A 24,899-nucleotide genomic window follows, 5' to 3' on the forward strand; every position below is an offset into this window, starting at 1 on the left:
TGCCGCGCCGAGGCGCCCGGTCAGCCCGTGATCGCCAGCGAGGCAGGGCTGCTGTAGTTGCCGGCCGTGTCGACGGCGAACACGACAACCGTGTACTTCTGGCCCGCGATCAGCTGCGGCAGTGGAGTTGAGGTGAGCGTGTTGGCGCCCAGGGCGAATCCGCTGGTCGGAGTCGCATCCGCGCCGGTTCCGGCTACCAGCCGAGAGACGGTGAACGCGGTGTCAGACGCGGTCGACGCCTTCCAGGTCGCCGTGCGGGTGGCCGCGCCGGTGCCGCCGCTGACGCTGACCCCGGTGACGGAGGCCGGCGGGGTCACGTCGGTGCGGTTGTGGTACTGCAGTGTTCCCGTCATTACGGCCGACTCGCTCGCGCACTTCTGCGTGAACGACAGGTCGACGAGTGCAGGAGAGCCGTCGGGGTTCAGCACGAACTGCCGCACGGTGAGGGTGCCGGTGTTGTCACCGCAGCCGCGACCGAAGCCCGAGACGGTGACCCCATACGGCTTGGCCGTCGCGGAGGGGTGGGTGCTCGCCTGGAAACTCGCGGCGGGGTACGTCCCCACCGGGAGCGCGGCGCTTCCGCCGCCCGCGGTGGAGAACCTCGCCATCGCTGTGCCCGGGTCAGCGCCGTTGGGCGCGAGAGGCGTGAAGGAGAACCCGCCGACGGTGGACAGGTTCGCCATACCGGTGACGGTGAAGGCGCTGCCACCGAGGGTGTGGGTCGTTCCGCCGTCGACGTAGTCCCGGCCCGAAATGACGAGCGAATTGGTGCCGAGCGGGGAAGTGCCGGCCAGCGACACGGTCTGGGTGCTCGATCCCACGGGAAGCGAGAGCGTTGCGACCCGGGGACCCGAGGCGGTGGGCGAGAATCCGATCTTCAGCGAGCAGCTGGCTCCGGATGCCAGTGGCCGGTTGCTGCACTGGTCACCGGAGATCGTGTAGTCGGCGCGGGCGCCCGCGGTGACAGCCACGGCACCGATGGTCACGGCTGAGGAGGAGGTGTTGTGCATCCGTTCCGTCACGACGATGGGCGTGGATCGTACGGGAGTCTGCGGCCATTCGACGTGGCGGGTGGCGAGAACGGGTGTCGTGTCATCCGGCTGTCCCAGGCGCAGCTCGCCGAAGAGCACGGTGGTGGGTGCGCGGTCGCCCGTGCGAAAGACGATGTCGAAGCGCTTGATGGTGCCGTCCGCGTTGGCCGCGATGTCGAGCACGTCGACCTCGCCCGCCACCACGGGGTAGGAGGTGTTGCCGACCGTCACGGTCAGTCGCGGCTTCGCGTCGTCGGCTGCGGTGGAACTCAGCGCCGGATAGCGGCCCGGCGCGAGCAGCTGGCCGCTCGGCGGCACCACTTCGATGACGGAGGAGGTCGCGGCGGTCGCCCCAGGAACGGAGACGGCAACGCCGTTCTTCAGCGATGAGGTCGCCCGAAGCGTCGCGGCACCCGAATCGGCCGATCCGACTACTGCCGCCGACGGATCGCCGGAGGAGTAGAGCGACGTGAGGTTCACGATCGGTGCCGTGACGGCTGCCAGAGCTGGCACCGCTGCCTGCGCCGACGGGGCGGCCCCCATCGCGAGCACCAGCATCGTCGATGCGGCGACCGCACCCAGAGCGGCTGAGCGGAACAACTGTCGTGGCATGGTTCTCCCCCGTTTGCGTACCTTTCGAGATCCTGCCACACCCGCGCCCGGCGCGCCCATCGTCAGGCGGAAGCTGCGGTGGCCGCGCTAGGGCTGGTTCAGGGTGAGGAGGGCAGAGGCATTCACGCCGTAGACGCGCTCGACGATGGTTTCGAAGGCCTCCCTCGAGGGAAAGCCGCAGCGCTCGGCGATGGACTCGACCTCGGGGAGGGTGCCGGGACGAAGCAGCGGCACCGCGGTGATCAACCGGCGCTCGGTGATCAGCTCTTCGGCGGTCTTCCAGCCGGTCTGCTGCAGCATTTCATCGAGTGCACGAGCGGTGGTCTTGTTCTGCCGGGCCAGCGATTTTCGGTCGAAGCTGGGGTCGGTGTGATGCTCGGCGATGAGGTCGAGGATGTGGCTGAGCACGGGGCGATCGGGGCGGGTGTGCCAATCCTGGTCTGCGCTGAGCAGCCCGGCCACCAGGCGTGTGAGGATGGTCGCCGCCGGCTCTGTTCTGATCGGATGCGTCTTCATCACGGTGGCCAGCGCGAGGAAGAAAGGCACCGCAGGATGGGTGCGCACCACGCTCGCCGAGATCGCGGTGAATCGCTCCGGCAGCATCCCGTCGAAGTCGGAGCTCCCGGCGTCGAAGCTGACCGAGAGCAGTCGGGTGCTCTGGCGGCAGATCACCCGGGGGGTCGTGTGGGCCGGCTGGACGGCGGCCGAACCCGCGGTGTAGAAGTACCGCGATCCCTCGGTGACGACCTCGGCCATTCCCTCCACGACGAACACCAGTGATAGGGATGCCGGGTTCGGAAACCCGACGGGGACGCCGATCGCCGCATCGTGGTCGAATGACGTGAGCGTCAGGTCGGCGATCGTCGAACGGCCGAAGGTGCAGCGGGTTCCGCGGACGGCGAATTCCGGGGCATCCTGTGCCTGAACGGACGGGCCGAGAGAGGCGAGGCCTTCAGGCCCTGAAAGCTCGACGGGCATGGTCGTGCTGAATTCGAGCTGAGAGTCGTTCACCTCTGGCATGGCCAGCCTCTCTCCCGACGCACAGCGGCGCGGCAGTCATGGCAACTGGGGTCATGAGCAGCACACGATCTATCGGATACCGCTCCGGGCGAATCCTTGCACGAAGTACCGCTGGAAGACCAGGAACAGGATGACCATCGGGGCGACGTTCAGCAGCGCGAACGCCATCGTGCCGCCGTAGTCCGAGCCGAACTGGCCCTGCAGGTACAGCAGCCCGATCGGCAGCGTGAAGAGCGCGTTCTGCTTCAGGGCGATGAGCGGCCAAGCGAAGTCGTTCCAGGTCTGCAGCAGGCTCATGAAGAACAGCACCGCGATCAGCGGCTTCGACAGGGGCAGGATGATGCGGGTGAACACCCGCCAGTTGCCCGCACCGTCGATGCGCGCGGCCTCGATGAGGTCGGTCGGGATGGCGAGGATGAACTGGCGGGCCAGGAAGAGCCCGAACGCCGAAGCGGCGGTCGGCAGGATGACGGCCCAGTAGCTGCCGTAGAGCCCCAGCCCCGTGACGAGGTTGAACAGGGGCACCATGATCACCTGCACCGGGATCATCAGCGTCGACAGCGCGATCAGGAACAGCACGCTCGATCCCCGGAACTTCAGGTGCGCCAGCGCGTAGCCGCCGAGGAGGTTCACGCTGACGGTGATCAGCGCAACGGTGACGGCAATGGCAGCCGAGTTGCCGAACCAGGTCACCACGGGGAATCCGTTGAAGACGCGTTCGAAGTTCGAGGTCGTGAAGGTGCCGGGCCAGAGCCGCACCGCCCCGCTGAGCAGGTCGGAGCGGGTCGAGAACGCGACCACGAGCATCCAGTACAGCGGGAACAGGATGATCACGGAGACGACGATCGCGAGCAGGAGCCGCAGCATCCGCCAGCGGAAGTCGGACGTCTTCTTCGCGGCGTTCCGCTCCGGGAGGCTCGGGGTGAGCGCCCGACGGGTGGGCAGCAGTTCGGTAGCCATCAGTCGACCAGGTCCCGGGTTCGGCTCGCACGCCACTGCACCGCAGTGAAGACGAGGGTGATGAGCAGCAGCACGACGCCGATGGCCGCCGCGTAGCCCTGGTCGCGCGTGACGAAGCCGTTGTTGTAGGCGTAGGTCACGAGCACCGAGGTGGCGTTCTGCGGCCCGCCGCCGGTCAGCACGAAGACGATGTCGAAGACCTGGAATGAGTAGATGACGTTCATGATGAGCAGGAAGAACGAGGAGGGACCGACCAGCGGAACCGTGAGAAAGCGAAAGCGCTGCCAGCCACCGGCGCCGTCGAGCCTAGCCGCCTCGTACAGCTCGGGGCTGATGCTCTGCAGGCCCGCCAGGTAGATCAGCATGTTGAATCCGACCCGCCACCACAGGGTCACCAGCACGACAGAGGTGAACGCGGCCGCGCCGCCGGACTGCCACGGGATGGTCTGCAGTCCCGCGAAGCGCAGCAGTTTGTCGAGGATGCCGTTGTTCTGGTCGAACACCAGCACGCCGATCAACGCCGTCGCCACCCCCGAGATCGCCATCGGCAGAATCAGGATGCTGCGGAAGAGCCCACGCGCCGGCAGCACCGAATTCAGCAGGACGGCAGCTCCCAGCCCGAGCAGCATCGACAGCGGGGTGACCAGCGCGGTGAAGAGTGCCGTGTTGAAGGTGGAACGCCAGAAGACCGGATCTGTGGCGAGGCGCGCATAGTTGTCGAGGCCGGCAAAGGTACCCGAGCCGAACCCGTTCGTCTTCTCGAAGCTGATGACCACGGCAGACACCAGCGGAAAGAGAACGAACAGGCCCAGCAGAACGAGGTTCGGCGTCAGGAACGCGTATCCCGCGAGGTTGGCCCGCCAGAGCCGCCGCCGCCGGCCGCCCCGGCCCGAGGAGGCGACCGTCCGCGCGGTGGCGCTGGGCGCGGCCGCCGAGACCGAACCGGGAATTGACGCGGTGGCCGACGCCGAAGCGGTGCTCATCAGGCCGGAGCCGTGGCTGCGGCGATGCCGCTGGTCATGTTCGCCAGCGTGTCGGCCGTGCTCTGGCCGCCGACGAACGCCTCCTCGAGCTGGTTCTGCAGCACCGTGATGATCTTCGACATGTTGGGCGAGGCGACCTGGCTGGAGTCCTGGGCCTGCACCGAGCTGGCCTGCCCGACGAAGATCGGCGAGAGCTCCGGGCGCACCGCGAAGTCGATGCCCGACTGGATGAGGTCGGCGCGGGTCGGCAGCAGCGAGGCGCTGGCGCAGAACTGGGACATCTCCTCCTGCTCTGTCATGAAGGCGAGGAACTTGGTCGCCAGCTCCGGCTGGGTCGTCGCGGCCGTCGCGACGAGCGCGTTGCCGCCGAAGTCGCCTGCGGAGCGTTCATTGCGGGGTGAGAAGGTGGCCCCCCATTCGAAGTCGAGCGTGCTGGTCGCATCCGGAATCAGGAACGCCCCGCCCGAGGTCATCGCCGAAGTCTGGGCATACCACGTGTCCGCGGCGAGAGTCGTCGACTTGACCGAGTTGTTCTGGGGCACGTAGCCGGCCGTGAAGAAGTTCTTCGTGAAGTCGACGGCCGCGGTCCCGGCGGGGGAGTCGATGGCCGGGGTGAGGAGGTCCTCCGACAGGAAGCGGCCGTTCGACTCGAACAACCAGCTGAGCCAACGGGTCACACCGTTGCCCTGCCAGTTGTAGGCGAACGGGTACTTCTCGGCGGGCAGCGAACCGCGCAGGGTCTTCATGACCTGCTCGAACTCGTCCCAGCTCCAGGCCGTGTCGAGCGTGGTCGGGATGTTCGTGATGCCCGCCGCCGTCAGGGCGTCCTTGTTGTAGAGGATGACCGAGGTATCGGTGTGGTGGGGAACGCCGTAGGGCTTCCCAGAGTTCTGTACGGCGGCCCACGCCTGGGGCGTGAAGTTGTCGCTGAAGCCCTGCTCGAGCTGGGTGCTGAGGTCGAGCAGCTGGCCGCGGCCGGCGTAGCTGCCGAACGTGTAGTAAGGAACGCGGAAGACGTCGGGCGGGTTGCCCGCCTGCAGCTGTGCGTCGATGTTGGTGAACATCTGGCCGTAGGGCACGGCGTTCAGGTTCACCGTGGCGCCGGAGTTGGCCTTCTGGAACCGGTCGATGGCGGCCTTGAAGCCGGCGAGTTCGGCGTCGGTGCCCCAGGTGGTGAACGTCAGCGTTCCGGTCGCGGCGGTCGAATCGGCCGCGGGCGGCGCGAAGCCACAGCCGGCCAGCAGGAGAGGCAGCGAGGCCGCCCCGGCCCCCAGCAAGAATGTTCGGCGGTTCAGTTCCATCAAATTTCCTTCCGAGCGAAACATCATCCTTACAAAAACCGAGCAATGCACGACAGGGGCTTGCGCAAGACCAATCGGGCGTACCGTTGTGCGAGCGGCCGCCACCGGCGAGCCCGCACACAGCGTGGTGAACAGAGAGGCTGGGCGATGAGTCGCGAAGCGGTGATTGTCGAAGCGGTACGAACACCCCTCGGCAAGCGGGGCGGATTGCTGGCCGGGGTGCATCCGGCCGACCTGAGCGCGTACGTGCTGCAGGCGCTGGCCGCCCGCACCGGCATCGACCCGGGCCTGGTCGAAGACGTGATGTGGGGCTGCGTCGGCCAGATCGGCGAGCAGAGTTTCGACATTGCCCGCACAGCGGTGCTGTCGGCCGGCTGGCCCGAGCACGTGCCCGGAACGACCGTCGACCGGCAGTGCGGGTCGTCGCAGCAGGCCGTGAACTTCGCGGCGGCGAGCATCCTCGCCGGTCACTACGACATCGTCGTGGCCGGCGGCGTCGAGAGCATGTCGCGCGTGCCGATGGGGTCGAGCACGACCGCCGGCGGCTCGCCGCTCGGCGCGCTCTACACCGCGCGGTACGGCCCCGAGTTTCCCAACCAGGGCATCGGTGCCGAGCAGATCGCCGCTGAGTGGAAGATCTCGCGCACCGCCCTCGACGAGTTCGCGCTCGCCTCGCACGCGAAGGCCGCTGCTGCGATCGACCGCGGTGCCTTCGCCAGCCAGATCGTTCCCGTCACGACGGCCGACGGGGTGGTGGATGCCGACCAGGGCGTGCGTCGCGGCGGCACGCTCGAGAAGCTGGCCTCGCTCGCGCCAGCCTTCACCCCCGACGGTGTCGTGACGGCCGGTAACGCCTCCCAGATCAGCGACGGATCGGCGGCCCTGATGCTGATGGGCTCCGACACGGCCGCCGAGCTGGGCCTCACGCCGATCGCTGCGATCGACACCGTCGCCGTGGTCGGCAGCGCGCCGATGCCGATGTTGACCGGTCCGATCCCGGCGACCGAGAAGCTGCTGGCCCGCAAGGGCATCTCCATCGACGACATCGGTACCTTCGAGGTGAACGAGGCCTTCGCCTCCGTCGTTCTGGCGTGGCTGCACGACACGAAGGCCGACGAGTCGCGCCTCAACCCGAACGGCGGAGCGATCGCGCTCGGGCACCCGCTCGGTGCCAGTGGGGCGCGCATCATGACCACGATGCTGAACCACATGAGGGAGAACGACCTGCAGTACGGCCTGCAGGTGATGTGCGAGGGCGGCGGCCAGGCCAACGCGACGCTGCTGCGGCTGCTCTGATGGCGGTCTTCGCGTCGCTCGAGGCGCTGGCCGGAGCGGTCGGCTCCGACCTCGGAACGGCCGGGCCGATCACGATCAGCCAGAACGACATCGACACGTTCGCCCGCGTCACGCACGATGAACAGTGGATCCATGTCGATCCCGAGCGCGCGGCAGACGGCCCCTACGGTACGACCATCGCGCACGGTTTTCTCACGCTGTCTCTCGCCTCGGCGTTCCTGGCCGAGTTGCTGACCGTCGAGGGGGTGAGCGCGGCCATCAACTACGGGTTGGGCAGCGTGCGCTTTCCCGCGCCGGTGCCGAGCGGCTCGGCGGTGTCGGCCAGGGGCATCCTGAGCGGTTACGAGGAGAAACCGGGCGGCGCCGAGGTGCGCGTTCAACTGACGATGACCGTGCCGGGCGGCGCCAAACCGGTCTGCGTGCTCGAGCAGATCGTGCGGTACCTGCGGTGAGGCAGGGCGGGGGGCCGGGCGGCAGGCTCGACGGCCGGGTCGCCATCGTCACGGGCGCGAGCCGCGGCATCGGGCTCGGCATCGCGGAACGACTCGTGTCGGAGGGGGCGCGGGTCTGTATCACCGCGCGCGGCGGGGAGGCGCTCGCGGCGGCCGCAGGGCTGTTTCCAGCTGAATCGGTCATCCCGGTCGCTGGTCGGTCGCACGACCCCGAGCACCGGCGGCAGGTTCTCGATACCGTCGCTGAAAGGTTCGGGCGCCTCGACATCCTCGTCAACAACGTGGGGATCAACCCCGACCTCGGCCCGCTCGCCGAGCTCGACCTCGACGCGGCACGCAAGATGAGCGAGGTGAACGTCATCGGCACCCTGGCGTGGGTTCAGGATGCCCTGCGGCACGAATCCGCCGGGTTCGCCCGCGCGGGCGGGACGATCGTCAACGTCACGTCGGTGACCGGCCAGACACCCTCGGCGGGGATCGGTTTCTACGGAGTCACCAAGGCCGCACTCGATCACCTCACCCGAACCCTCGCCGTGGAACTCGCGCCGGGCATCCGGGTGAACGCGGTCGCGCCGGCGGTGGTCAAGACGGTGTTCGCTGCCGCCCTCTACGAGGGTCGCGAGGCGGAGGTGTCGGCCGACTACCCGCTCGGGAGGCTGGGTGTGCCCGCCGATGTCGCGGGGGCGGTCGCGTTCCTGGCCTCGGATGACGCCGCGTGGATCACCGGCCAGGTGTTGAACGTCGACGGCGGGCTGCTCGTCGCCGGAGGTTCCGCCTGACCCCGGGCGTGTTCTGAGGGTGGTTCTCCACAGGCTTCGGCGCTGTTCTGCGAGAGTTCTCCACAGGTTCGCAACGGGGGGTCGAGCATCCGTTTTCGCGGCGTAGCATTGCGAAGATGACGCGCCCAACCATTGCAACAGTCGGCGAGCTCCGCGCATCGGGGCACCTGCAGAAGACCCTCCGGGTCGAGATCCGCGACAACCTCCTCGCCGCCCTCCGCGAGGGCCGCGACCCGTGGCCGGGGCTGCACGGCTTCGAGACCACGGTCATCCCGCAGCTCGAACGCGCGCTCATCGCCGGGCACGACATCGTGCTGCTCGGTGAGCGCGGGCAGGGTAAGACCAGGCTGCTCCGCACGATGTCGGGGCTGCTCGACGAATGGTCCCCGGTCATCGAGGGCTCGGAGCTCGGCGAGCACCCCTACGAACCCATCGTCACCGGCAGCCAGCGGCGCGCGGCAGAGCTGGGCGACGACCTGCCCGTCGCCTGGCGCAGCCGCGACGAGCGCTACTTCGAGAAACTGGCCACGCCCGACACGAGTGTGGCCGACCTCATCGGCGACGTCGACCCGATGAAGGTGGCGGAGGGGCGGAGCCTCGGAGACCCCGAGACCATCCACTTCGGCCTCATCCCGCGCAGCCACCGGGGCATCGTCGCGATCAACGAGCTGCCCGACCTCGCCGAGCGCATTCAGGTCGCCATGCTGAACGTGATGGAGGAGCGCGACATCCAGATCCGCGGCTACGTGCTGCGGCTGCCGCTCGATGTGCTGGTGATGGCGAGTGCGAACCCCGAAGACTACACGAACCGCGGGCGCATCATCACTCCGCTGAAAGACCGGTTCGGGGCGGAGATCCGCACGCACTATCCGACCGAGCTCGACGATGAGGTGGCGGTCATCCGCCAGGAGGCCGAGCTGGTCGCCAGTGTGCCCGACTACCTCGTCGAGATCCTCGCGCGCTTCACCCGCGCCCTGCGAGCATCCAGTGCCGTCGACCAGCGAAGCGGTGTCAGCGCCCGGTTCGCCATCGCTGGTGCCGAGACGATTGCCGCTGCGGCCCTGCACCGCGCGACGCGGCAGGGTGAAGACGCGGCCGTGGCCCGGCCGGTCGACCTCGAGACGGCGGTCGACGTGCTCGGTGGCAAGATCGAGTTCGAGTCGGGCGAGGAGGGTCGCGAAGACGAGATCCTCGACCACCTGCTGCGAACGGCGACGGCCGAGACGGTGCGCGCCCACTTCCGTGGGCTCGACTTCACCCCCCTGGTGGATGCCGTCGAGCGAGGCATCATGATCACCACCGGCGAGCAGGTGACGGCCCGCGATTTTCTCACCGGGTTGCCGGTGCTCGGGGAGTCGGAGCTCTACGACCAGATCTGCGACCGGCTCGGTGCAGGTTCGGGCGCCGAGGTGAACGATGGCCAGCGCGCGGGAGCAATTGAGCTGGCCCTCGAAGGGCTCTACCTCTCGCGCAAGATCAGCAAGGAGAGCGGCGGGGGCGAGACGATCTATGGCTAGAACGAACCGTCGGCTGACGCGCGACTCACGGTACGGCAAGTACGTCGACGGGCCCGATCCGCTCGCGCCACCGGTCGACCTGGCCGAGGCGCTCGATGCGATCGGCGAAGACGTGATGGCGGGTTCGTCGCCCGAGCAGGCGCTCCGCGAATTCCTTCGCCGGGGCGGTGCCGAACGGGCAGGGCTCGACGACCTCGCGCGGCAGGTCGCCGAGCGGCGCCGGGAGCTGGCCTCGAAGCACAACCTCGACGGCACCCTGCAGGAGATCAGGCAGCTGCTCGATCGGGCCGTGCTCGCCGAGCGCAAGCAGCTCGCCCGCGACGCGCTGATGGACGAGGGCGACAGGGCCCTCTCCGAGATGCAGCTCGACAATCTCTCGCCCTCACCCGCGGCCGCGGTCAGCGAGCTGAACGGCTACGACTGGAAGAGCAGTGACGCCCACGCCGATTTCGAGAAGATCAAAGACCTGCTGGGCCGCGAGATGCTCGACCAGCGTTTCGCCGGGATGAAACAGGCGCTCGAGAATGCGTCCGACGAAGACCGCGCCGCCATCACGGCGATGCTCGGCGATCTCAACACCCTGCTCGATGCCCACAAGCGCGGCGAGGACACCCCCGAACAGTTCGACGAGTTCATGGCGAAGCACAGCGGTTTCTTCCCCGAGAACCCCAGCACCATCGACGAGCTGCTCGACACGCTCGCCCAGCGCGCCGCCGCTGCCCAGCGCATGCGCAACTCGATGACCCAGGAGCAGCGCGACGAGCTCGACGCCCTCGCGCAGGAGGCCTTCGGTTCACCCGAGCTCATGGAATCACTCGCCGAACTCGACGGCAACCTGCAGTCGCTCCGCCCGGGCGAGAACTGGGATGGATCGGAGGGGATGAACGGCGAGCAGGGCCTCGGCCTCGGAGACGGTACCGGGGTGTTCCAAGACCTGGCCGACCTCGATGCACTCTCGGAGCAGCTGTCGCAGGGCTACAACGGCTCACGCATCGACGACCTCGACCTCGAAACCCTCAGCCGCCAGCTCGGTGAGCAGGCTGCGGTGGACGCGCGCACCCTCCAGCAGCTCGAGAGGGCCCTGCGCGACTCCGGCACCATGAAGCGCGCGTCCGATGGCTCGCTCAAGCTCACGCCCAAGGCGATGCGCCAACTCGGGAAGGCTCTGCTGCGCGACGTGGCCGAGAAGATGTCGGGCCGCCAGGGCAACCGCGACCTGCGCCAGGCGGGTGCGGCGGGGGAGCGCAGCGGCGCCACGCGCGAGTGGGCCTTCGGCGACACGGAGCCGTGGGATGTGACGCGCACGATCACGAATGCAATCACGCGCACGGCGGGCCTCGGCGGTGCGGGCCCGCGGGGCCCGGGCGTGCGCATCGAGATCGGCGACGTCGAGGTGCAGGAGACCGAGGCGCGCACCCAGGCCTGCGTGGCACTGCTCGTCGACACCTCGTTCTCCATGGCGATGGATGGCCGCTGGGTACCGATGAAGCGCACCGCCCTGGCGCTGCACACCCTGATCACGAGCCGTTTCCGCGGTGACGAGCTGCAGTTGATCGGCTTCGGTCGTCACGCCGAGGTGATGGACATCGACCAGATCGTGGGCCTCGACGCCATGTGGGACAAGGGCACCAATCTGCACCATGCACTGCTGCTGGCGAACCGGCACTTTCGGAAGCACCCGAACGCCCAGCCTGTGCTGCTGATCGTCACCGACGGCGAACCGACCTCCCACCTCGAGCCGAACGGTGAGGTGTTCTTCAGCTACCCGCCGCATCCGCTCACCGTGGCGCACGCCGTTCGCGAACTCGACACCTCGATGCGCCTCGGGGCACAGACGTCGTTCTTCCGTCTCGGCGACGACCCGGGCCTTGCCCGTTTCATCGACTCCATGGCGCGGCGCGTCGGTGGCTCGGTGGTGGCGCCCGAAGCCGACGACCTCGGTGCGGCCGTGGTGAGCTCGTATCTCGGCTCCCGTGGCGGCCCCGCGGCCGGTGGTGGGGGCGGCGGATTCGACGACATGTTCGGCCGCGGCTGGGGCCGCTGGGCCGGTTAGAAGAGGGGCCAGGGTACGGCGGGCATCTGGCCGCGGGGGGACGGGAAGCGGCCCGCGCTCGACAGACGCCGGCAGCGGCCGGCGAGGGCGACGATCTCGGCGCGGGTGAGCAGCGGAGCGAGAGCCTCGCCGAGGTCGCCGGTGAGCGCGGTGCTCACGCGGTCGAGCCCGGCGAGTTCAGACGCGTCGAGGTCTTCGTCGATCCAGCCCCAGAGCACGGTGCGGAGCTTGTGCTCGACGTGGAAGGTCAGGCCGTGGTCGACGCCGTGGCGGTGGCCGTCCGGCATCTCGAGCACGTGGGCGCCCTTGCGGTCGGCGTTGTTCACCACGGTGTCGAAGACGGCCATGCGCCGGAGCACGGCTGTGTCTTCGTGGATGAGCGCGACCGGACGGTTGTGCTCATCGTGCCCGTCGAACACGTGACGCCAGCCCCTCTCGGGTACCTCGTCGGCAGCAACAAGGTCGACGGCATCCTGATCGGGGTCGATGTCCTGCCAGAGTTGCACCATGCCGCGGCCCAGGGGCCCGTCACGAAGCCACGTGAGCGGCACCACGTTCCAGCCGAAGGCCTCGGAGACGAGATACGCGGCCGCCTCGCGGTGGGCGAGATTGCCATCGGGGAAGTCCCAGAGCGGTCGCTCGCCCGAGATCGGCTTGTACACCACGGCCGTCTCGCCGAGCTGGGCGAGATAGGTGCCGTTCGAGGCCGTGGTGATGCGCCCGGTGATCTCCAGCTGCTGCTCGTCGGCGTCGGGCGCGAGCGGCATCAGAGACCGTCGGGCAGTTCGCAGACGTGGCGGCCGGGTTCCATCGGCATGCCGCAGAACGGGCACATCGGCCGGCCGGCGCCCACGATCTCCCGGGTGCGCTTGGCGAAGGCGCGTGCGGTGCCGACCGGGATGCGCACCACGAGCAGCTCGGCGGGTTCCACCTCGCTCGGCTCGGCGTCAACGGCGCTGTCGTCTTCCGTGTCGGTCAGCGGATACGCCTCGATGACGACCTGCACCGTCGACGGATCCCAGCCGAGGCTCATCGCCCCGGTACGGAACTGCTCGTCGACAGGCTCGAGCGGATCGTTGTCGACGAGTTCGATCGGGGTCGTCTCGGGGATGCTGAACGGATTGCCCTCCGCCGTCTTCAGCTCGTCGAGGATCTCGTCGATCTTCTCGGCGAGCAGGGCCGACTGCTCCTTCTCGAGACCGACGCTCACGAGCTGGGCGCCGTTTCGCACCTGGAGGTAGAACGATCGCGACCCCGGCTGCCCGATGGTGCCCACGACGACGCGGTCGGGCCAGGCGAACTTATGGACGATTGTGGTCATACCTCTATTTTACAAGTGCGTCAGAGGGTGGCGGGCGCCTCATGCCCTGCTCCGCCGCCGACCTGGGCATCGGGCGTCGGCGATGCGGCCCGCAGCCACGACAGATCGCCCGAATCGGTGTTGGTGGAGACCACATCGGGCCGGTTGGTGCCGTAGCGCACGATGGAGACGGATGCCGGACCGACGCTGATGCGCTGGAAGAGGTCGAGGTGCATTCCGAGCGCATCCGCCAGAACCGACTTGATGATGTCGCCGTGGCTCACCGCGACCCAGACGGCCCCCGGGCCGTGCTCTGCCTCGAATGCGGCATCGTGCCGCCTGATCGCCGCGACCGACCGCGCCTGCATCGCGCCGAGGGACTCGCCCCCCGGAAAGTGTGCGGCAGAGGGCTGGCCCTGAACCACCGACCAGAGCGCCTCCTTCGACAGCTCCTTCAGCGACCGGCCCTGCCACTCGCCGTAGTCGCACTCGGTGATGGCCTTCTCGATGAGTGTGCTGGGGGCATCCCGCTCGCTCGCTTGAGCCTCGAGGATGTAGCGCGCCGTCTGCCGGCACCGCTCCAGCGGGCTGACCACCACGCCCACCAGCGGCACCGGGGCAAGCCTCGCGCCGGTTCGCGCCGCCTGGTCCCGCCCGACGCTGTCGAGCCTCACGCCCGGGGTACGCCCCGCCAGCACACCGGCCTGGTTCGCGGTGGTGCGGCCGTGCCGCACGAGAATGACAGTGGCCATGCCTATAGCCTACGCAGCCCGAGCCCCGCCTCCCTGCCGGACGGCCCGGGCGCGCGTCAGCCCGCGATGCGGATGAGCTTCTTGTTCGCGAACTCCTCGAGCGCGAATCGGCCCATCTCCCGGCCCGAGCCCGAGCGCTTGACGCCGCCGAACGGCAGCTCGGCCGCGTCGCCCAGCACGATGTTGACCCAGACCATCCCCGCGTCGATGCCGTCGGCGACCCGCAGGGCCTGCTCGGGGTCCGTTGTGTAGACGTAGCTGCCGAGCCCGAAGGGCGTGTCGTTCGCCAGCTCGACGGCCTCCTTCTCGTTCGAGACGCGGTAGATCGCGGCCACCGGGCCGAAGAACTCCTCGCGGTAGGCGTCCATCTCGGGCGTGACGCCTTCGAGTACCGCGGGCGGGAAGAAGTTGCCCGAGGGCGTTCCGCTCGCGAGAACGGTCGCGCCCTGGCTCACAGCCCGGTCGAGCTGCTCGGTGAGCCGGCCGGTGGCGGCAGCTGACGAGAGCGGGCCCAGAAGCGTGCCCGCAGCCAGCGGGTCGGCGGGCTGTGCGGCCGTGAACACCTCGGTGAACTTCGCCGCGAAGGCGTCGTAGAGGTCGTCGATGACGATGAACCGCTTCGCGGCGTTGCACGACTGCCCGTTGTTGTCGAGGCGGGCGTTGACGGCATCCTGAACCGTGGCATCCAGATCGTCGGTCGACAGCAGGATGAACGGGTCGGAGCCGCCGAGCTCGAGCACGACCTTCTTCAGGTGCGTGCCGGCGAGCTGCGCGACCGCGGCGCCGGCGCGTTCGGAGCCGGTGACAGAGACGCCCTGCACGCGCGGGTCGGCGATGACGGTCTCGACCTGCTCGTTGTCGGCGTAGATGTTCACGTACACGCCGGAGTGCCCGCCGAGTTCGGCGATGGCGTCGTCGAAGATCCGGGCGATGGCCGCCGCAGACTCCGGGCACTGCGGGGCATGTTTCAGCAGGATGGTGTTGCCCACCACGATGTTCGGGCCGGCGAACCGGGCGACCTGGTAGTACGGGAAGTTCCACGGCATGATGCCGAGCAGCACGCCGAGGCCTGAGCGACGGATGAACGCCGAACCGGTGCCGTCTTCGAGCGCGATCGCCTCGTCCGCCAGGAACGCCTGGCCGTTGTCGGCGTAGTACTGGTAGATCGCTGCCGCGAACTCCACCTCACCCTGGGCCTGGTCGAGCGGCTTGCCCATCTCTTGCACGATGATCCGGGCGAGCTCGTCGCGGCGTTCGAGGTGCAGGGCGGCGACACGCGCGATGAGGGCGGCCCGGGCATCCACCCCGACCGTTCGCGACCACTCTTCGTAGGCGCTCGACGCCGACCCGATGGCCGCGTCGAGGTCGGCCGGCGTGATCGTCGGGTACTCGCGCACGGTCTCGCCCGTGGCGGGGTTGATGACGGCGTAGTGGCTCATGCGGGGACTCCCTCGGTGGTGATGGTGGTGGATGTCGCGGCCGAGGCCTCGACGCTTCCCAGCGCGGCGCCGATCTCCTCGGCCAGGCGCCAGCCCACCCGGATCGCCCCGTCGACGTGCTGGTACCCGTGCGCGGCGAGGTCACTCGAACCGAACCACATCGGCCCGACGGGCTCGAGCTGCATGGCGCCGTAACGGGTCAGTCCGCCCAGGTCGAAGCTCGTGGCGTAGGCGCCCTGCGTCCACTCCTCGGCGGCCCAGTCGCTCTCGTAGTACACGCTCGGCGCCAGTGCGGCGGGCCCGTAGTAGGTTGCGAGCGACGAGAGGATCGCCGCGCGCCGCTCGTCGGCCGGGAGGGTCAACAGCGCGTCGGCCTTCTCGTCGGAGACGAACCCGACCAGCGTGCCCCGGCTCTCGCCGTGGTTGGAATTGTCGTAGGCCTCGTGCACGGTCTGGTACGGGCTGAACGCGGTGCCCGACAGGCCGTCGGCACGCCAGAACGGCGTCTCGTAGGTGGCATGCACCTTGATGACGAGCCCGAGCGACTGGTGCTGCAGCTGCTGCTGGCGGAGTCTCGGCAGCGGCGGCTCGTACCCGATGCGGGAGTACAGGTTCGGGGGCACCGCGACCAGGGCGGCGCGGGCCGTGACGACACTGTCGGCGGTGTGCACGCGAACGCCCCCAGTCGGGCCTCCGGCGCCCTCGCTCCACTCGATGCGGGTGACCGGCTGCGACAGCACGACGTCGTCACCGAGTGCCTCGGCGAGCCGCAGCGGCACCTGCTGCAGACCGCCGACCACGCGCTTGTCGAGGATGAAGTCGGCGTCGACCAGGTGGCTGAAACTGCCGGCGCTCGCGGCCATCAGCAGGGCCTGCAGCAGCGAGAACGAATGCGCGGGCTTGGTGAGCATAGCGTCGGCGATGAACAGTGCGATGTTGTCGCGCGCCTCCTCGTCGTCGCTCTGCTGCTCGAGCCAGCTGCTGAACGACACCCGGTCGTATTCTGTTGCCCGGGGGTGCAGCCAGGGCGCAGCCGGGTCGGTCTCGGCGACCAGCACATCGAGCACCGCGATGAGGCGTTCCAGCTCGGCCTTCGTGTGTTCACTTGCCGGGAAGATGTCGCCGGTGAACCGTTCGGCGACCCCGTCGGGACCGACGTAGACACTCTCGCCCTCCCGGTACCGGGAGTAGGTGGAGAGCCCGAGATCGTCGAGCGTCTGGATGAGCGCGGTCTGGTCGGGCGAGACCCACTGCCCGCCGACCTCGTACAGCTGGCCGTCGATGTGGTCTGTCAGAAGGCGGCCGCCCACCCGGTCGCGTGCCTCCAGAACGAGCACGCTCAGACCGGCGGACCTCAGGCGGGTTGCGGCGGTGAGGCCGGTCGCCCCCGCACCGATCACGACGACATCGCATTCCGACTTCAGCATGGTTCTCCTCGTCAAGGCGTCTGGTGACATCCTATTCAACGACGGGCCCCGGCCGGTTTGGCGATAATCTCAGGTGCAGAGCGCCGGGACGGTTCCGGCCGGGAACGGAGTCAGCATGTTCGAGGCAGAGAACGTACGCGAGTGGATCGGGTTGCCGGTCGTCGACCAGAACGGCGACAAGATCGGCACGCTGGAGAGCCTGTACTTCGACACCGCCAGCGACGTTCCGACCTTCGCCACGGTGCACATCGGCATCCTGGGTGGCCAGAAGCTCGTCTTCGTACCCCTCGCCGGTGCGGTCGTCGCCCCGAAGCACCTGAAGGTGCAGTACGACAAGAAGCTGGTGAAGGATGCGCCCTTCATCGCGACAGACGGCGCCCTCGATGCGGCTTCAGAGCCCGCCGTGTTCGCCCACTACGGCCTCGCACACGAGACGGGCTCGAACGGCGAGCGTCGCCTCGGCCGTCGCTGACGTCGGCTCAGAACTGCCAGGGGTAGGGCCCCCAGTCGGGCTCCCGCTTCTCGAGGAACGCATCGCGACCCTCGACGGCCTCGTCGGTGCCGTACGCCAGCCTGGTCGCTTCGCCCGCGAAGATCTGCTGCCCCACGAGCCCGTCGTCGAGCGCGTTGAACGAGAATTTGAGCATCCGGATGGCTGTCGGTGACTTCGTGAGGATCGTGTTCGCCCAGGCGTAGGCGGTGGTCTCGAGCTCGGCGTGCGGTACGGCGGCGTTGACCGCACCCATCTCGTACGCTCGCTGGGCGCTGTACTCCTCGGCCAGGAAGAAGATTTCGCGCGCCACCTTCTGACCCACCTGGCGGGCGAGGTAGGCACTGCCGTACCCGCCGTCGAAGGAGCCGACGTTCGCGTCGGTCTGCTTGAACCGCCCGTGCTCGGCGCTCGCGATCGTGAGGTCGCAGACCACGTGCAGCGAATGGCCGCCGCCCGCCGCCCAGCCCGGAACGACCGCGATGACGACCTTGGGCATGAACCGGATGAGCCGCTGCACCTCGAGGATGTGCAGGCGCCCCGTCGCGTGCGAGCCGTCGGCGTACTGGTAGCCGTCACGGCCCCGGATGCGCTGGTCGCCCCCCGAGCAGAACGACCGGTTGCCCTTCGCGCTCGGCCCGTTGCCCGTCAGCAGAACGACGCCGATGCGAGTGTTCTGGCGGGCATCCTCGAGCACCCGGAAGAGCTCGTCGACCGTCTGGGGGCGAAACGCGTTCAGAACCTCCGGCCGGTCGAAGGCCACCCGGGCCACGCGACCGGCGGTGTCGTGGTGGTAGGTGACGTCTGTCAGGTCGGTGAAGCCGTCGACCGGCACCCAGACCGACTCGTCGAAGAGCTCGGAGATCGCAGTCATGCCTTCAGCTTAGATCGCGTCGGCGTGCACCGAAGGCTGAGTGCAAGCTGGAAAATAAGCGAGCCTCTGAGGATGCGTACAGAATGCTTAGACAATCCTCAGAAGAAACATATCGTCCCTATGTGGGCTCCATTGCGGGAGCCGATAAGGGAGGAATTGCATGTTGAACTCTTCGGGGCGGGCCATCCGCCCGCGTCACATCGCGGGCGCGGTCACAGCCGCTGTCTGCCTGGTCGGGCTGTCGCTGGTGGGAACGAACACCGCCTCTGCCGCCGACCGCGTGGACTTCGACGGAGCCGTCCCCGCCTGGGCCGTCTCCGCGAATGATGCCGGTGCCGCGGCCGCAGACACGAGTGTGGAGGGCGAGATCTTCCTGCCGCTGCGGGATGCTGCGGGAGCGGCCGCTCTCGCAACCGCGGTATCGACGCCGACCTCGCCGACGTACAAGCAGTTCCTCACCCCCCAGCAGTGGATCGCGAAGTACTCGCCGACCCAGGCCACCTCGGATGCGGTCGTCGCCTATCTGAAGGCAGCCGGGGCATCCATCACCGCTGTTCCCGACAGCCGCCAGTACGTCGTGTTCCGTGCGAACGTCGCGCAGGTCGACGCGGCGTTCGGCACCGAGCTGCACAGCTACTCCATCGCCGGCGCGACCCTCGTCGCCCCGTCGACGGCACCCTCCCTCCCGGCCTCCCTCGCCTCGCAGGTCTCGGCGGTGAGCATCGACCAGGGCCGAACCCTCAACCACCCCGATCTGGTCAAGCCCGACAGTGAGCCGGCGGGCAGCAGCAGCCAGGCGCAGTCGAAGCTGGTCGCGCCGGCGGCGACCCCGGCCATCGTGACGCCCTGCTCGAACTACTGGGCACAGTTCACCGTCACCGCCCCCGCGGCCTACGGCCAGACCCAGTTCCCCACGGCGAACTGCGGTTACACGCCCCGACAGATCCGCTCGGCCTACGGCCTGACGCCGAACGTCAACACCGGTGCCGGCCAGACCGTCGCCATCATCGACGCGTACGCCTCGCCGACCATCCGTGAGGATGCGAACACCTACTCGGCCCAGCTCGGGGAGCCCTCGCTCGCCGGACTGTTCACGCAGGTCGTACCCGACCCCAGCGAGTTCACCGACATCGACCTGTGCGCCGGCCCCGCCAACTGGCAGGGCGAGCAGACGCTCGACGTCGAAGCCGTGCACGGTGTCGCTCCGCGGGCGAACATCGTCTACGTGGGTGGAACGAACTGCGACGCCGGCATCGACGTCGCCATGTCGAAGATCCTCGACAACAAGCTCGCCACCATCGTGAGCAACAGCTACGGCAACATCGGCGAGGCTGTCTCGCCCGACCTGGTGCGCGGCGAGGAGAACATCTTCACGCAGGCCGCCGGCGAGGGTATCGGCCTCTACTTCTCCAGCGGTGACAACGGTGACGAGGTCGCAGCCCTCGGTTACGCCTCGCCCGACTACTCGGCCTCCTCCCCGCTCGTCACGAGCGTCGGCGGAACCAGCCTCGCGGTCGCGAAAGACGGCTCGTACCTGTTCGAGACCGGATGGGGCAGCACGGGTGACCAGATCCTCAACACCAACGGCAAGCTCTCGCTGGCACAGCCGCTCCCCGGCACCTTCCGCTTCGGCGCCGGTGGTGGCGTGAGCGCCCTGTTCAAGCAGCCGGCGTACCAGAAGGGCACGGTTCCGACCGCGCTGGCGAAGGGTATGCGAGTGTCTCCGGATGTCGCGGCCGTCGCTGACCCGTACACCGGGTTCCTCATCGGCCTGCGTCCCATCACCGACGACACCACGCTGGCGACCGGCCCGTTCGAGAATTCCTCGATCGGTGGGACCTCCCTGGCGTCACCGGTCTTCGCCGCGCAGATGGCGCTCGTTCAGGCGGGCACCAAGACGACGATCGGGTTCGCGAACCCGCTGCTGTACTCGGTCAACAAGTCCAACCCGCAGGTGTTCCGTGACATCGTTCCGCAGAATCCGCAGAAGGCGCTCGTGTTCACGAGCCCCTCGACCGGCATCACGCGGCTCATCACGCTCGACACCGACACCTCGCTGAAGACCGCGAAGGGGTATGACGACGTCACCGGTATCGGCAGCATCGACGTGAACAAGGCGATCGCCTCGGGCGCGGTGAAGTAGCACTCCACCCGCAGCATCGCAGCATCGCACGACGGATTCCCGCGGGGCCTCTGGAGCCCGCGGGAATCCGTCGTTAACGCCCGCCCGCGCTAGAGGTTCTTTGACAGGGGAGCGCGAACGGAGTAGACCAGAACGAGGGGAACATGAATAAACATCGCTTATGAGCGAAGGAGAAACCCATGTTCGAGAGCAAGCAGGCATATTCAGTAGCGGCGATTGTCGCGCTGGTAGCGGCGGCGAACTCGATGCCGGTATCGGCATCGAGTTCAGCTGACGCCTCCACTCAGCCAGCCACGACACCACCACAGGTTGCGCGAATGACCTTCCGTTATGACCCGGTGATTGCAGCGGCCCACGGTTATGAGGTGAGAACGGATGACGACGGTTACGCGTATGCCGTTCCCGCGGGTACTCCGAAGGGCAGCATGAGGGGCGCGACGCCCCCGGCGCCGACCGCAGCAGTTCATGAAGGCGCCGCGGATGTGACCGTCACGGGCGACTGCGGCACGGCTAGCCTGACCTTTACCTCGAAGTCGCACTTCACGACGAGCTATGTCATCTTTCCGCAGTGGGGTTTCGCCCTCAGCCACACCTGGCACGTCGCAGTGCATTCGAGCATCGACGCGGCATCGTTCAATCTGGACGGCGCGGCTCCGCCACTGAGCCAGGGGTGGCAGGGTGAACGAGACATCGACGTGCAAGCTCTTTCGGGCCAGCTCCTCTCGGGCGTCGCTGGTGGAACAACCACAACGGTTCTGGGCGAGTGTGTCGCTGCTAGCCCGACCGACTCGATCGTGTATTGAGGAGCATCATGGCTGAAGCCACAATGATGGGTACCTTCCACCAGGGCCGGTCGGCTCCTTACACGCCCTTCTTCACGCCACCGTTCAACGAGGCAGAGGTGCTGAAGCTGGGGCGTCCAGTGGGGCATATCGACTCCGACGTTCTGCGACTGAGGGGGTACTCGATCGAGTCTGTGGATGGAACCCCCGATCTCATCGATGCGGCCTATTGCCCCAGGCAATGGCAGGAGTTTCTGCCCCACGTGTCAAGTTCATCTGTGCGGACCGGCTTTGTTCCGGATGGCTCTCACTCAGACGAACGTGAACGTCGAGCTCGCGTCCAGCTCCTTGCGCACGCCACCGCGCATATCTGCAATACTCACCCCTCGTGGGAGCCGATGACGGGAAGAGCAGGATTCCTGGCCGAGAGGGAAGAGTTGAGTGATGCGCTCCTCGCAACTCCGGTGTTCGCGGCACTGATCCTGCTCGGCGGTAAGCCCATCGAGGTGCAAATGTTCGATCATCTCGGGGAGCGCTTCGCGCTGCTTCCTCCGCTCGAGCACAGCCTCATTGTGACGATCGCCGGCCCACCCGAGACTTTCGACAGCACCTTCTCGCTGAGGCTCCCTTCGCCGGAATAAGGCTCCACTGCTGCAAAATGACAGACTCTCGCGGTCCTCAGGACGGGAGTCTGTCTTCGGAGGGCCTGTCTCGCCTTGTCACCGTGCAGTGAGGGCCCACGAACGGTTCGCCGTCACGGTGATGACCGACGGACCAGAAGAAAGGGGGGACGGTCCCCGAATAGGCGCCGATCGCGTCCACGAGGAGGCCGTAGTCGAACGCTTTGCCCGTCTCCTCAATGATGGCGAAGTTCCCCGATCCATCGGTCGTGGCGCTGAGCTCGCCGGCCTTGCCGTCGGAGAGGAACAGGCTGTCGCCGTCTCCGGTCGGCGCAAGGGGCGCCGAAGGCGAGTCGGGCACGACAGTGATCGACCAGTCACCGCTCGCCTGCACTTGCAGATTCACTCCTTCGGAGAGAGAGAAAGCCGAAGGCCGTCGTGCCCGAATACGACTCGATCGTGTTGACCAGCAGTTCCCCGGTCGACCCGTTGGCGGAGTCGAGAACGGGGACGGCGAAGGTGCCCTCACCCTTGTAGGTCGCGGTCGCGGTCACGGTCAAGATTGCGGCCGTCGCTCCCCGGGGTAGGGCGATGATGTCGTCTCCTCCGCCCGCTGCGGTTGTGGCGAAGGTGAACAGCTTCACGATGCCTGTGCCTCTCGATCTGTGTTGACTCTTGATAGACCCTCGTATCGGTAAAAGACAGACTCTGCCCGGCCAGATCAGTACTGTTGCCTCATGACCACGGCCGAGCGGCAGACCGCCGACAGGAGCAGCGCGCGCACCACGGGCGCGCCTCCCCGGCTTCGCATCTCGCTCCCCGGCATCGCGGCTCTTGCGGGAGTGCAGCGACCGGTCGTCTCGGTGTGGCGCACTCGCGCATCCAACTATTCCTCAGGCGCACGGTTTCCCCTTCCCGTCGCCGAACGCGGGGGAGCAGAGCTGTTTGACGCGCACGAGGTCGCCGCATGGCTCGTCGAAACGGGCCATGGGAACAACCCGAACGCACTCGGTGACATGGCAGCATTCGCGATGGCGCCGGAATTTGTACCCGGTGCCGCCACCGGCTTCGACCGGTCTGTGGCAGGAGCGCAATATGAGTGAGACAGGACCTCAGCTCCGGTTCACTCGGTTCGATGTGTCGGAGCTCGGCGTTCCGTCGCTGCTGTTCACTGACCCGACCGCGCTGACCGGTATCTACATTCTCGAGTTCGGAAACGGCTTTCGGTACGTCGGTAAGACGGTCAACATCATTTCGCGCAGCGCGACGCATGTTCGGCGCCACGGGGATGTCGTCGCCATCAACTTCGCTCCGTGTTCGAAAGTCGATCTGGACTTTTTCGAACGCCAGACGATCCGGGCGCAGGAGGCAACGTTCGATCTTCGGAACAAGTTGCTCACCTCCTTGCCCGGGGGAAAAGACACCATCGAGATCGAAGTGCGCGAAGGGGTCTCTGCGGCGCTACCGTGGCTGCGGTCTGTGAGACGCCGCGCCGAGCCGGTGTTGGGCAAAGCCGGTCGTTCGCCGAAGCTCTCGCGTTTGCGTCAGCGCGATGACTACGAGCAGCTCACCCAGGCCTTGGCCGTCTATATCGACGAGACAATTCCCGACCCGAATCGCACGGCGGGGGTTCTCTGGTCGATTTCAGTTCTTCCGCGAACAAGCGGTGGGCGAGTAGTCACCCTCAACTGCGGTGGACTCGAGGCGATGTGGGCTGCTGACGATGTGGAGAATGGCAAGCCTGTCGTCACGGTCTCCCTGAATCTTGCATCCAGCAATGAGATCGGTGATGAGAACGAGGAGGAGGATAGCGACGAGTCTGAGACGTTCGGCATCGTGGATGTCGCCGAGGTCCAGTATGGACAGGCTCTCGTGACTACAGTTCGTCTGGAATCCTGGTCTGCTTTCGAGCACCTCATTCGTGAGCCGACGATCGCAGAAGCCGCATATCGGCTCAATACTCAGATGATGAGGCAGGGGAAGAACCGCTACCGGCGGTTTCACGATGGGCCCTTCGGTCAAATCCTTCTGGATCGTGCGTCTCGCAGGGGGCTGCAATGAATCCCGCCTCGTTCACCCTCTCGCGATCGTCCTTCGGCTCCCACTCCATCGGAAGGCCCGACGCGCTGGGTGGACAACTCGAGTGGTTCTGGGCCGTACCGGGTGTTTTTCGCGCTCTGGCTTCACCTTCATCGGGGGAGGCGGTGCCAGCGCTACCTGTGAGCGGCCACCCACACGAACAGTCGCTCGGATACTGGGGTGCGCTGCACTAGATCCTGCTGCGAAGGCTCGGGTGGTCCCGCCCCGATCGGGGTCTCAGGTGGTGGTATGAGAACGGGAAACCGAAAGACGATCCCACCCTGGGGCTTGTTGCAGAGGTGTGGGATGCTGACGGTGCGTTGGATATCTACCTAGCGTGGCTCTTACAGAACCAGTTCGCCTTTGATCTGAAGAAGCCCCGTGTTACTTGGGCAGATTCATCAGCCAGTTCGGCTGTGCCCCGGGAATGGGAAGTTTGGTTGGACCGCTTTCAGTCATCGGCGGACGCCGGGTCGTTCCACGATTTTGCGCTGTCCGGCGGATGGGATCCGCTTCACCTGAGCGGCCACCTCGGCGAGACGGGCAGCCCGGACGTCAACTCCCGGCTCTTTCGCGACGGAATTTCGAAAACAAGTGGCGCATTCATAACGTCGACGATGGACGCTTGGTACACGGATCTGTCGGCCAAGGCAACTGATCTCAAGATGATCGGAACGCACTCCTGGAAAGTCGACGTTTTCGTAAAACCGGTTGGTTTTCTCGGCACGTTTCGAAGGTCGGCGCAAACCGGTCTGTGGTTCGCGGGGCGTCACCGGTACCACTCGGCAGGAAATTAATGCCTACCTGGTAGTCAGACTGCGATCGCAGGGTGACACAAAGAGGCTTCCGTCGCGTTTTCGTACTATCTCGATAGAGACAACTAAGGCGGAGCTCCCGAGACCGGTGTCGTCGGCGAGGGAGCGGAGGCGGTGAGCGGTTTTGAAGAGGCCATTGACTTCGCCAGTTGGGTACACCGGGCTCTGCAATGC

25 protein-coding genes are annotated in these 24,899 nt (G+C 67.3%); 12 read left to right on the forward strand and 13 right to left on the reverse strand.

The genetic code is table 11. The annotated features are described in order from the left end of the window. Positions 1–20: 20 nt before the first annotated feature. The 5 genes from B7R24_RS03930 to B7R24_RS03950 all read right to left on the reverse strand — a co-directional run bounded on the left by B7R24_RS03930 (position 21) and on the right by B7R24_RS03950 (position 5,907). The gene (locus B7R24_RS03930) at positions 21–1,643 is read right to left on the reverse strand and encodes a hypothetical protein (RefSeq protein WP_147303951.1); all 1,623 of its coding nucleotides are present in this window, start codon (positions 1,641–1,643) and stop codon (positions 21–23) included. An 87-nt stretch (positions 1,644–1,730) separates the two neighbouring features. Then, entirely contained in the window at positions 1,731–2,663 is a 933-nt protein-coding gene (locus B7R24_RS03935) for a helix-turn-helix domain-containing protein (protein ID WP_116417658.1), read from the reverse strand. Between the two features lie 69 nt (positions 2,664–2,732). Beyond that, entirely contained in the window at positions 2,733–3,623 is an 891-nt protein-coding gene (locus B7R24_RS03940) for a carbohydrate ABC transporter permease (RefSeq protein WP_253259257.1), read from the reverse strand. Then, the gene (locus B7R24_RS03945) at positions 3,623–4,606 is read right to left on the reverse strand and encodes a carbohydrate ABC transporter permease (protein ID WP_116417659.1); all 984 of its coding nucleotides are present in this window, start codon (positions 4,604–4,606) and stop codon (positions 3,623–3,625) included. Before B7R24_RS03945 ends, B7R24_RS03940 begins: the two co-directional genes overlap by 1 nt. Beyond that, positions 4,606–5,907: an ABC transporter substrate-binding protein gene (locus B7R24_RS03950; protein ID WP_116417660.1), complete on the reverse strand. Its 1,302-nt coding sequence runs from the start codon at positions 5,905–5,907 to the stop codon at positions 4,606–4,608. Before B7R24_RS03950 ends, B7R24_RS03945 begins: the two co-directional genes overlap by 1 nt. A gap of 147 nt (positions 5,908–6,054) precedes the next feature. Between B7R24_RS03950 and B7R24_RS03955 the strand changes: the two genes are divergently transcribed. The 5 genes from B7R24_RS03955 to B7R24_RS03975 all read left to right on the forward strand — a co-directional run bounded on the left by B7R24_RS03955 (position 6,055) and on the right by B7R24_RS03975 (position 12,004). Further along, positions 6,055–7,203, forward strand: a complete 1,149-nt coding sequence (locus tag B7R24_RS03955; RefSeq protein ID WP_116417661.1) for a thiolase family protein — start codon at positions 6,055–6,057, stop codon at positions 7,201–7,203. Beyond that, the gene (locus tag B7R24_RS03960; RefSeq protein ID WP_116417662.1) at positions 7,203–7,655 is read left to right on the forward strand and encodes a MaoC family dehydratase; all 453 of its coding nucleotides are present in this window, start codon (positions 7,203–7,205) and stop codon (positions 7,653–7,655) included. Before B7R24_RS03955 ends, B7R24_RS03960 begins: the two co-directional genes overlap by 1 nt. Then, entirely contained in the window at positions 7,652–8,434 is a 783-nt protein-coding gene (locus tag B7R24_RS03965) for an SDR family oxidoreductase (RefSeq protein ID WP_116417663.1), read from the forward strand. The genes B7R24_RS03960 and B7R24_RS03965 overlap by 4 nt, the downstream gene beginning before the upstream one ends. Positions 8,435–8,550: 116 nt before the next feature. Beyond that, entirely contained in the window at positions 8,551–9,951 is a 1,401-nt protein-coding gene (locus B7R24_RS03970) for an AAA family ATPase (protein ID WP_116417664.1), read from the forward strand. Continuing rightward, positions 9,944–12,004 (forward strand): vWA domain-containing protein, encoded by a 2,061-nt coding sequence (locus B7R24_RS03975; protein WP_116417665.1) that lies wholly within the window; start codon positions 9,944–9,946, stop codon positions 12,002–12,004. The genes B7R24_RS03970 and B7R24_RS03975 overlap by 8 nt, the downstream gene beginning before the upstream one ends. Here B7R24_RS03975 and B7R24_RS03980 read toward each other — a convergent pair. The 5 genes from B7R24_RS03980 to B7R24_RS04000 are packed head-to-tail and all read right to left on the reverse strand — an operon-like array spanning position 12,001 to position 16,922. Further along, positions 12,001–12,771, reverse strand: coding sequence for an SCO1664 family protein (locus B7R24_RS03980; protein WP_116417666.1), 771 nt, complete (start codon positions 12,769–12,771; stop codon positions 12,001–12,003). The two genes, B7R24_RS03975 and B7R24_RS03980, sit on opposite strands and share 4 nt — an antisense overlap. Next, positions 12,771–13,325: a DUF3090 domain-containing protein gene (locus B7R24_RS03985; protein ID WP_116417667.1), complete on the reverse strand. Its 555-nt coding sequence runs from the start codon at positions 13,323–13,325 to the stop codon at positions 12,771–12,773. The genes B7R24_RS03980 and B7R24_RS03985 overlap by 1 nt, the downstream gene beginning before the upstream one ends. Before the next feature lie 20 nt (positions 13,326–13,345). After that, the gene (locus B7R24_RS03990; RefSeq protein ID WP_116417668.1) at positions 13,346–14,056 is read right to left on the reverse strand and encodes a histidine phosphatase family protein; all 711 of its coding nucleotides are present in this window, start codon (positions 14,054–14,056) and stop codon (positions 13,346–13,348) included. A gap of 56 nt (positions 14,057–14,112) precedes the next feature. Continuing rightward, positions 14,113–15,495, reverse strand: a complete 1,383-nt coding sequence (locus B7R24_RS03995) for an NAD-dependent succinate-semialdehyde dehydrogenase (RefSeq protein WP_116417669.1) — start codon at positions 15,493–15,495, stop codon at positions 14,113–14,115. Further along, the gene (locus B7R24_RS04000) at positions 15,492–16,922 is read right to left on the reverse strand and encodes a flavin monoamine oxidase family protein (protein WP_116417670.1); all 1,431 of its coding nucleotides are present in this window, start codon (positions 16,920–16,922) and stop codon (positions 15,492–15,494) included. The genes B7R24_RS03995 and B7R24_RS04000 overlap by 4 nt, the downstream gene beginning before the upstream one ends. A gap of 115 nt (positions 16,923–17,037) precedes the next feature. Here B7R24_RS04000 and B7R24_RS04005 point away from each other — a divergent pair, with 115 nt between their 5' ends. Next, positions 17,038–17,394 carry a PRC-barrel domain-containing protein gene (locus B7R24_RS04005; protein ID WP_116417754.1) on the forward strand — a complete coding sequence of 119 codons (357 nt, stop codon included), beginning with the start codon at positions 17,038–17,040 and terminating at the stop codon, positions 17,392–17,394. A 7-nt stretch (positions 17,395–17,401) separates the two neighbouring features. Here B7R24_RS04005 and B7R24_RS04010 read toward each other — a convergent pair whose 3' ends face one another. Beyond that, positions 17,402–18,286: a 1,4-dihydroxy-2-naphthoyl-CoA synthase gene (locus tag B7R24_RS04010; protein ID WP_116417671.1), complete on the reverse strand. Its 885-nt coding sequence runs from the start codon at positions 18,284–18,286 to the stop codon at positions 17,402–17,404. A 160-nt stretch (positions 18,287–18,446) separates the two neighbouring features. On the opposite strand from B7R24_RS04010, the gene B7R24_RS04015 reads away from it, so the two are divergent. From B7R24_RS04015 to B7R24_RS04025, 3 genes are all read left to right on the forward strand, one after another. Further along, positions 18,447–20,429 carry a S53 family peptidase gene (locus B7R24_RS04015; RefSeq protein WP_253259258.1) on the forward strand — a complete coding sequence of 661 codons (1,983 nt, stop codon included), beginning with the start codon at positions 18,447–18,449 and terminating at the stop codon, positions 20,427–20,429. A gap of 179 nt (positions 20,430–20,608) precedes the next feature. Next, complete coding sequence (locus B7R24_RS17255; protein WP_147303952.1) at positions 20,609–21,232, forward strand: hypothetical protein; 624 nt, start codon at positions 20,609–20,611, stop codon at positions 21,230–21,232. Positions 21,233–21,240: 8 nt separating this feature from the next. Next, positions 21,241–21,852: a hypothetical protein gene (locus tag B7R24_RS04025; protein ID WP_147303953.1), complete on the forward strand. Its 612-nt coding sequence runs from the start codon at positions 21,241–21,243 to the stop codon at positions 21,850–21,852. Between the two features lie 37 nt (positions 21,853–21,889). Here the strand turns inward: B7R24_RS04025 and B7R24_RS04030 are convergent, their stop codons facing one another. Beyond that, positions 21,890–22,225 (reverse strand): hypothetical protein, encoded by a 336-nt coding sequence (locus B7R24_RS04030; protein ID WP_116417674.1) that lies wholly within the window; start codon positions 22,223–22,225, stop codon positions 21,890–21,892. Next, on the reverse strand, positions 22,209–22,475 hold the full coding sequence (locus B7R24_RS04035) for a hypothetical protein (RefSeq protein ID WP_116417675.1): 267 nt from the start codon (positions 22,473–22,475) through the stop codon (positions 22,209–22,211). Before B7R24_RS04035 ends, B7R24_RS04030 begins: the two co-directional genes overlap by 17 nt. 93 nt (positions 22,476–22,568) lie before the next feature. On the opposite strand from B7R24_RS04035, the gene B7R24_RS04040 reads away from it, so the two are divergent. From B7R24_RS04040 to B7R24_RS04050, 3 genes are all read left to right on the forward strand, one after another. Further along, positions 22,569–22,934: a hypothetical protein gene (locus B7R24_RS04040; protein WP_116417676.1), complete on the forward strand. Its 366-nt coding sequence runs from the start codon at positions 22,569–22,571 to the stop codon at positions 22,932–22,934. Then, positions 22,927–23,892 carry a GIY-YIG nuclease family protein gene (locus B7R24_RS04045; protein ID WP_116417677.1) on the forward strand — a complete coding sequence of 322 codons (966 nt, stop codon included), beginning with the start codon at positions 22,927–22,929 and terminating at the stop codon, positions 23,890–23,892. The genes B7R24_RS04040 and B7R24_RS04045 overlap by 8 nt, the downstream gene beginning before the upstream one ends. 317 nt (positions 23,893–24,209) lie before the next feature. Beyond that, positions 24,210–24,707: a hypothetical protein gene (locus tag B7R24_RS04050; RefSeq protein WP_116417678.1), complete on the forward strand. Its 498-nt coding sequence runs from the start codon at positions 24,210–24,212 to the stop codon at positions 24,705–24,707. Positions 24,708–24,899: the final 192 nt, after the last annotated feature.

The organism is Subtercola boreus, assembly GCF_003399645.1.
GTDB classification, from domain to species: domain Bacteria; phylum Actinomycetota; class Actinomycetes; order Actinomycetales; family Microbacteriaceae; genus Subtercola; species Subtercola boreus_A.

Excerpts from the sequence above, each read along its gene's own strand:
- B7R24_RS03955 (WP_116417661.1), top strand. The coding sequence starts at position 6,055 with ATGAGTCGCGAAGCGGTGATTGTCGAAGCGGTACGAACACCCCTCGGC.
- B7R24_RS03960 (WP_116417662.1), top strand. The coding sequence starts at position 7,203 with ATGGCGGTCTTCGCGTCGCTCGAGGCGCTGGCCGGAGCGGTCGGCTCC.
- B7R24_RS04025 (WP_147303953.1), top strand. The coding sequence starts at position 21,241 with ATGGCTGAAGCCACAATGATGGGTACCTTCCACCAGGGCCGGTCGGCT.
- B7R24_RS03990 (WP_116417668.1), bottom strand. The coding sequence starts at position 14,056 with ATGGCCACTGTCATTCTCGTGCGGCACGGCCGCACCACCGCGAACCAG.
- B7R24_RS04040 (WP_116417676.1), top strand. The coding sequence starts at position 22,569 with ATGACCACGGCCGAGCGGCAGACCGCCGACAGGAGCAGCGCGCGCACC.
- B7R24_RS03995 (WP_116417669.1), bottom strand. The coding sequence starts at position 15,495 with ATGAGCCACTACGCCGTCATCAACCCCGCCACGGGCGAGACCGTGCGC.
- B7R24_RS03930 (WP_147303951.1), bottom strand. The coding sequence starts at position 1,643 with ATGCCACGACAGTTGTTCCGCTCAGCCGCTCTGGGTGCGGTCGCCGCA.
- B7R24_RS03950 (WP_116417660.1), bottom strand. The coding sequence starts at position 5,907 with ATGGAACTGAACCGCCGAACATTCTTGCTGGGGGCCGGGGCGGCCTCG.
- B7R24_RS03985 (WP_116417667.1), bottom strand. The coding sequence starts at position 13,325 with ATGACCACAATCGTCCATAAGTTCGCCTGGCCCGACCGCGTCGTCGTG.
- B7R24_RS03975 (WP_116417665.1), top strand. The coding sequence starts at position 9,944 with ATGGCTAGAACGAACCGTCGGCTGACGCGCGACTCACGGTACGGCAAG.
- B7R24_RS03945 (WP_116417659.1), bottom strand. The coding sequence starts at position 4,606 with ATGAGCACCGCTTCGGCGTCGGCCACCGCGTCAATTCCCGGTTCGGTC.
- B7R24_RS03970 (WP_116417664.1), top strand. The coding sequence starts at position 8,551 with ATGACGCGCCCAACCATTGCAACAGTCGGCGAGCTCCGCGCATCGGGG.
- B7R24_RS04000 (WP_116417670.1), bottom strand. The coding sequence starts at position 16,922 with ATGCTGAAGTCGGAATGCGATGTCGTCGTGATCGGTGCGGGGGCGACC.
- B7R24_RS04045 (WP_116417677.1), top strand. The coding sequence starts at position 22,927 with ATGAGTGAGACAGGACCTCAGCTCCGGTTCACTCGGTTCGATGTGTCG.
- B7R24_RS03980 (WP_116417666.1), bottom strand. The coding sequence starts at position 12,771 with ATGCCGCTCGCGCCCGACGCCGACGAGCAGCAGCTGGAGATCACCGGG.
- B7R24_RS04010 (WP_116417671.1), bottom strand. The coding sequence starts at position 18,286 with ATGACTGCGATCTCCGAGCTCTTCGACGAGTCGGTCTGGGTGCCGGTC.
- B7R24_RS17255 (WP_147303952.1), top strand. The coding sequence starts at position 20,609 with ATGTTCGAGAGCAAGCAGGCATATTCAGTAGCGGCGATTGTCGCGCTG.
- B7R24_RS03940 (WP_253259257.1), bottom strand. The coding sequence starts at position 3,623 with ATGGCTACCGAACTGCTGCCCACCCGTCGGGCGCTCACCCCGAGCCTC.
- B7R24_RS03935 (WP_116417658.1), bottom strand. The coding sequence starts at position 2,663 with ATGCCAGAGGTGAACGACTCTCAGCTCGAATTCAGCACGACCATGCCC.
- B7R24_RS04015 (WP_253259258.1), top strand. The coding sequence starts at position 18,447 with ATGTTGAACTCTTCGGGGCGGGCCATCCGCCCGCGTCACATCGCGGGC.
- B7R24_RS04005 (WP_116417754.1), top strand. The coding sequence starts at position 17,038 with ATGTTCGAGGCAGAGAACGTACGCGAGTGGATCGGGTTGCCGGTCGTC.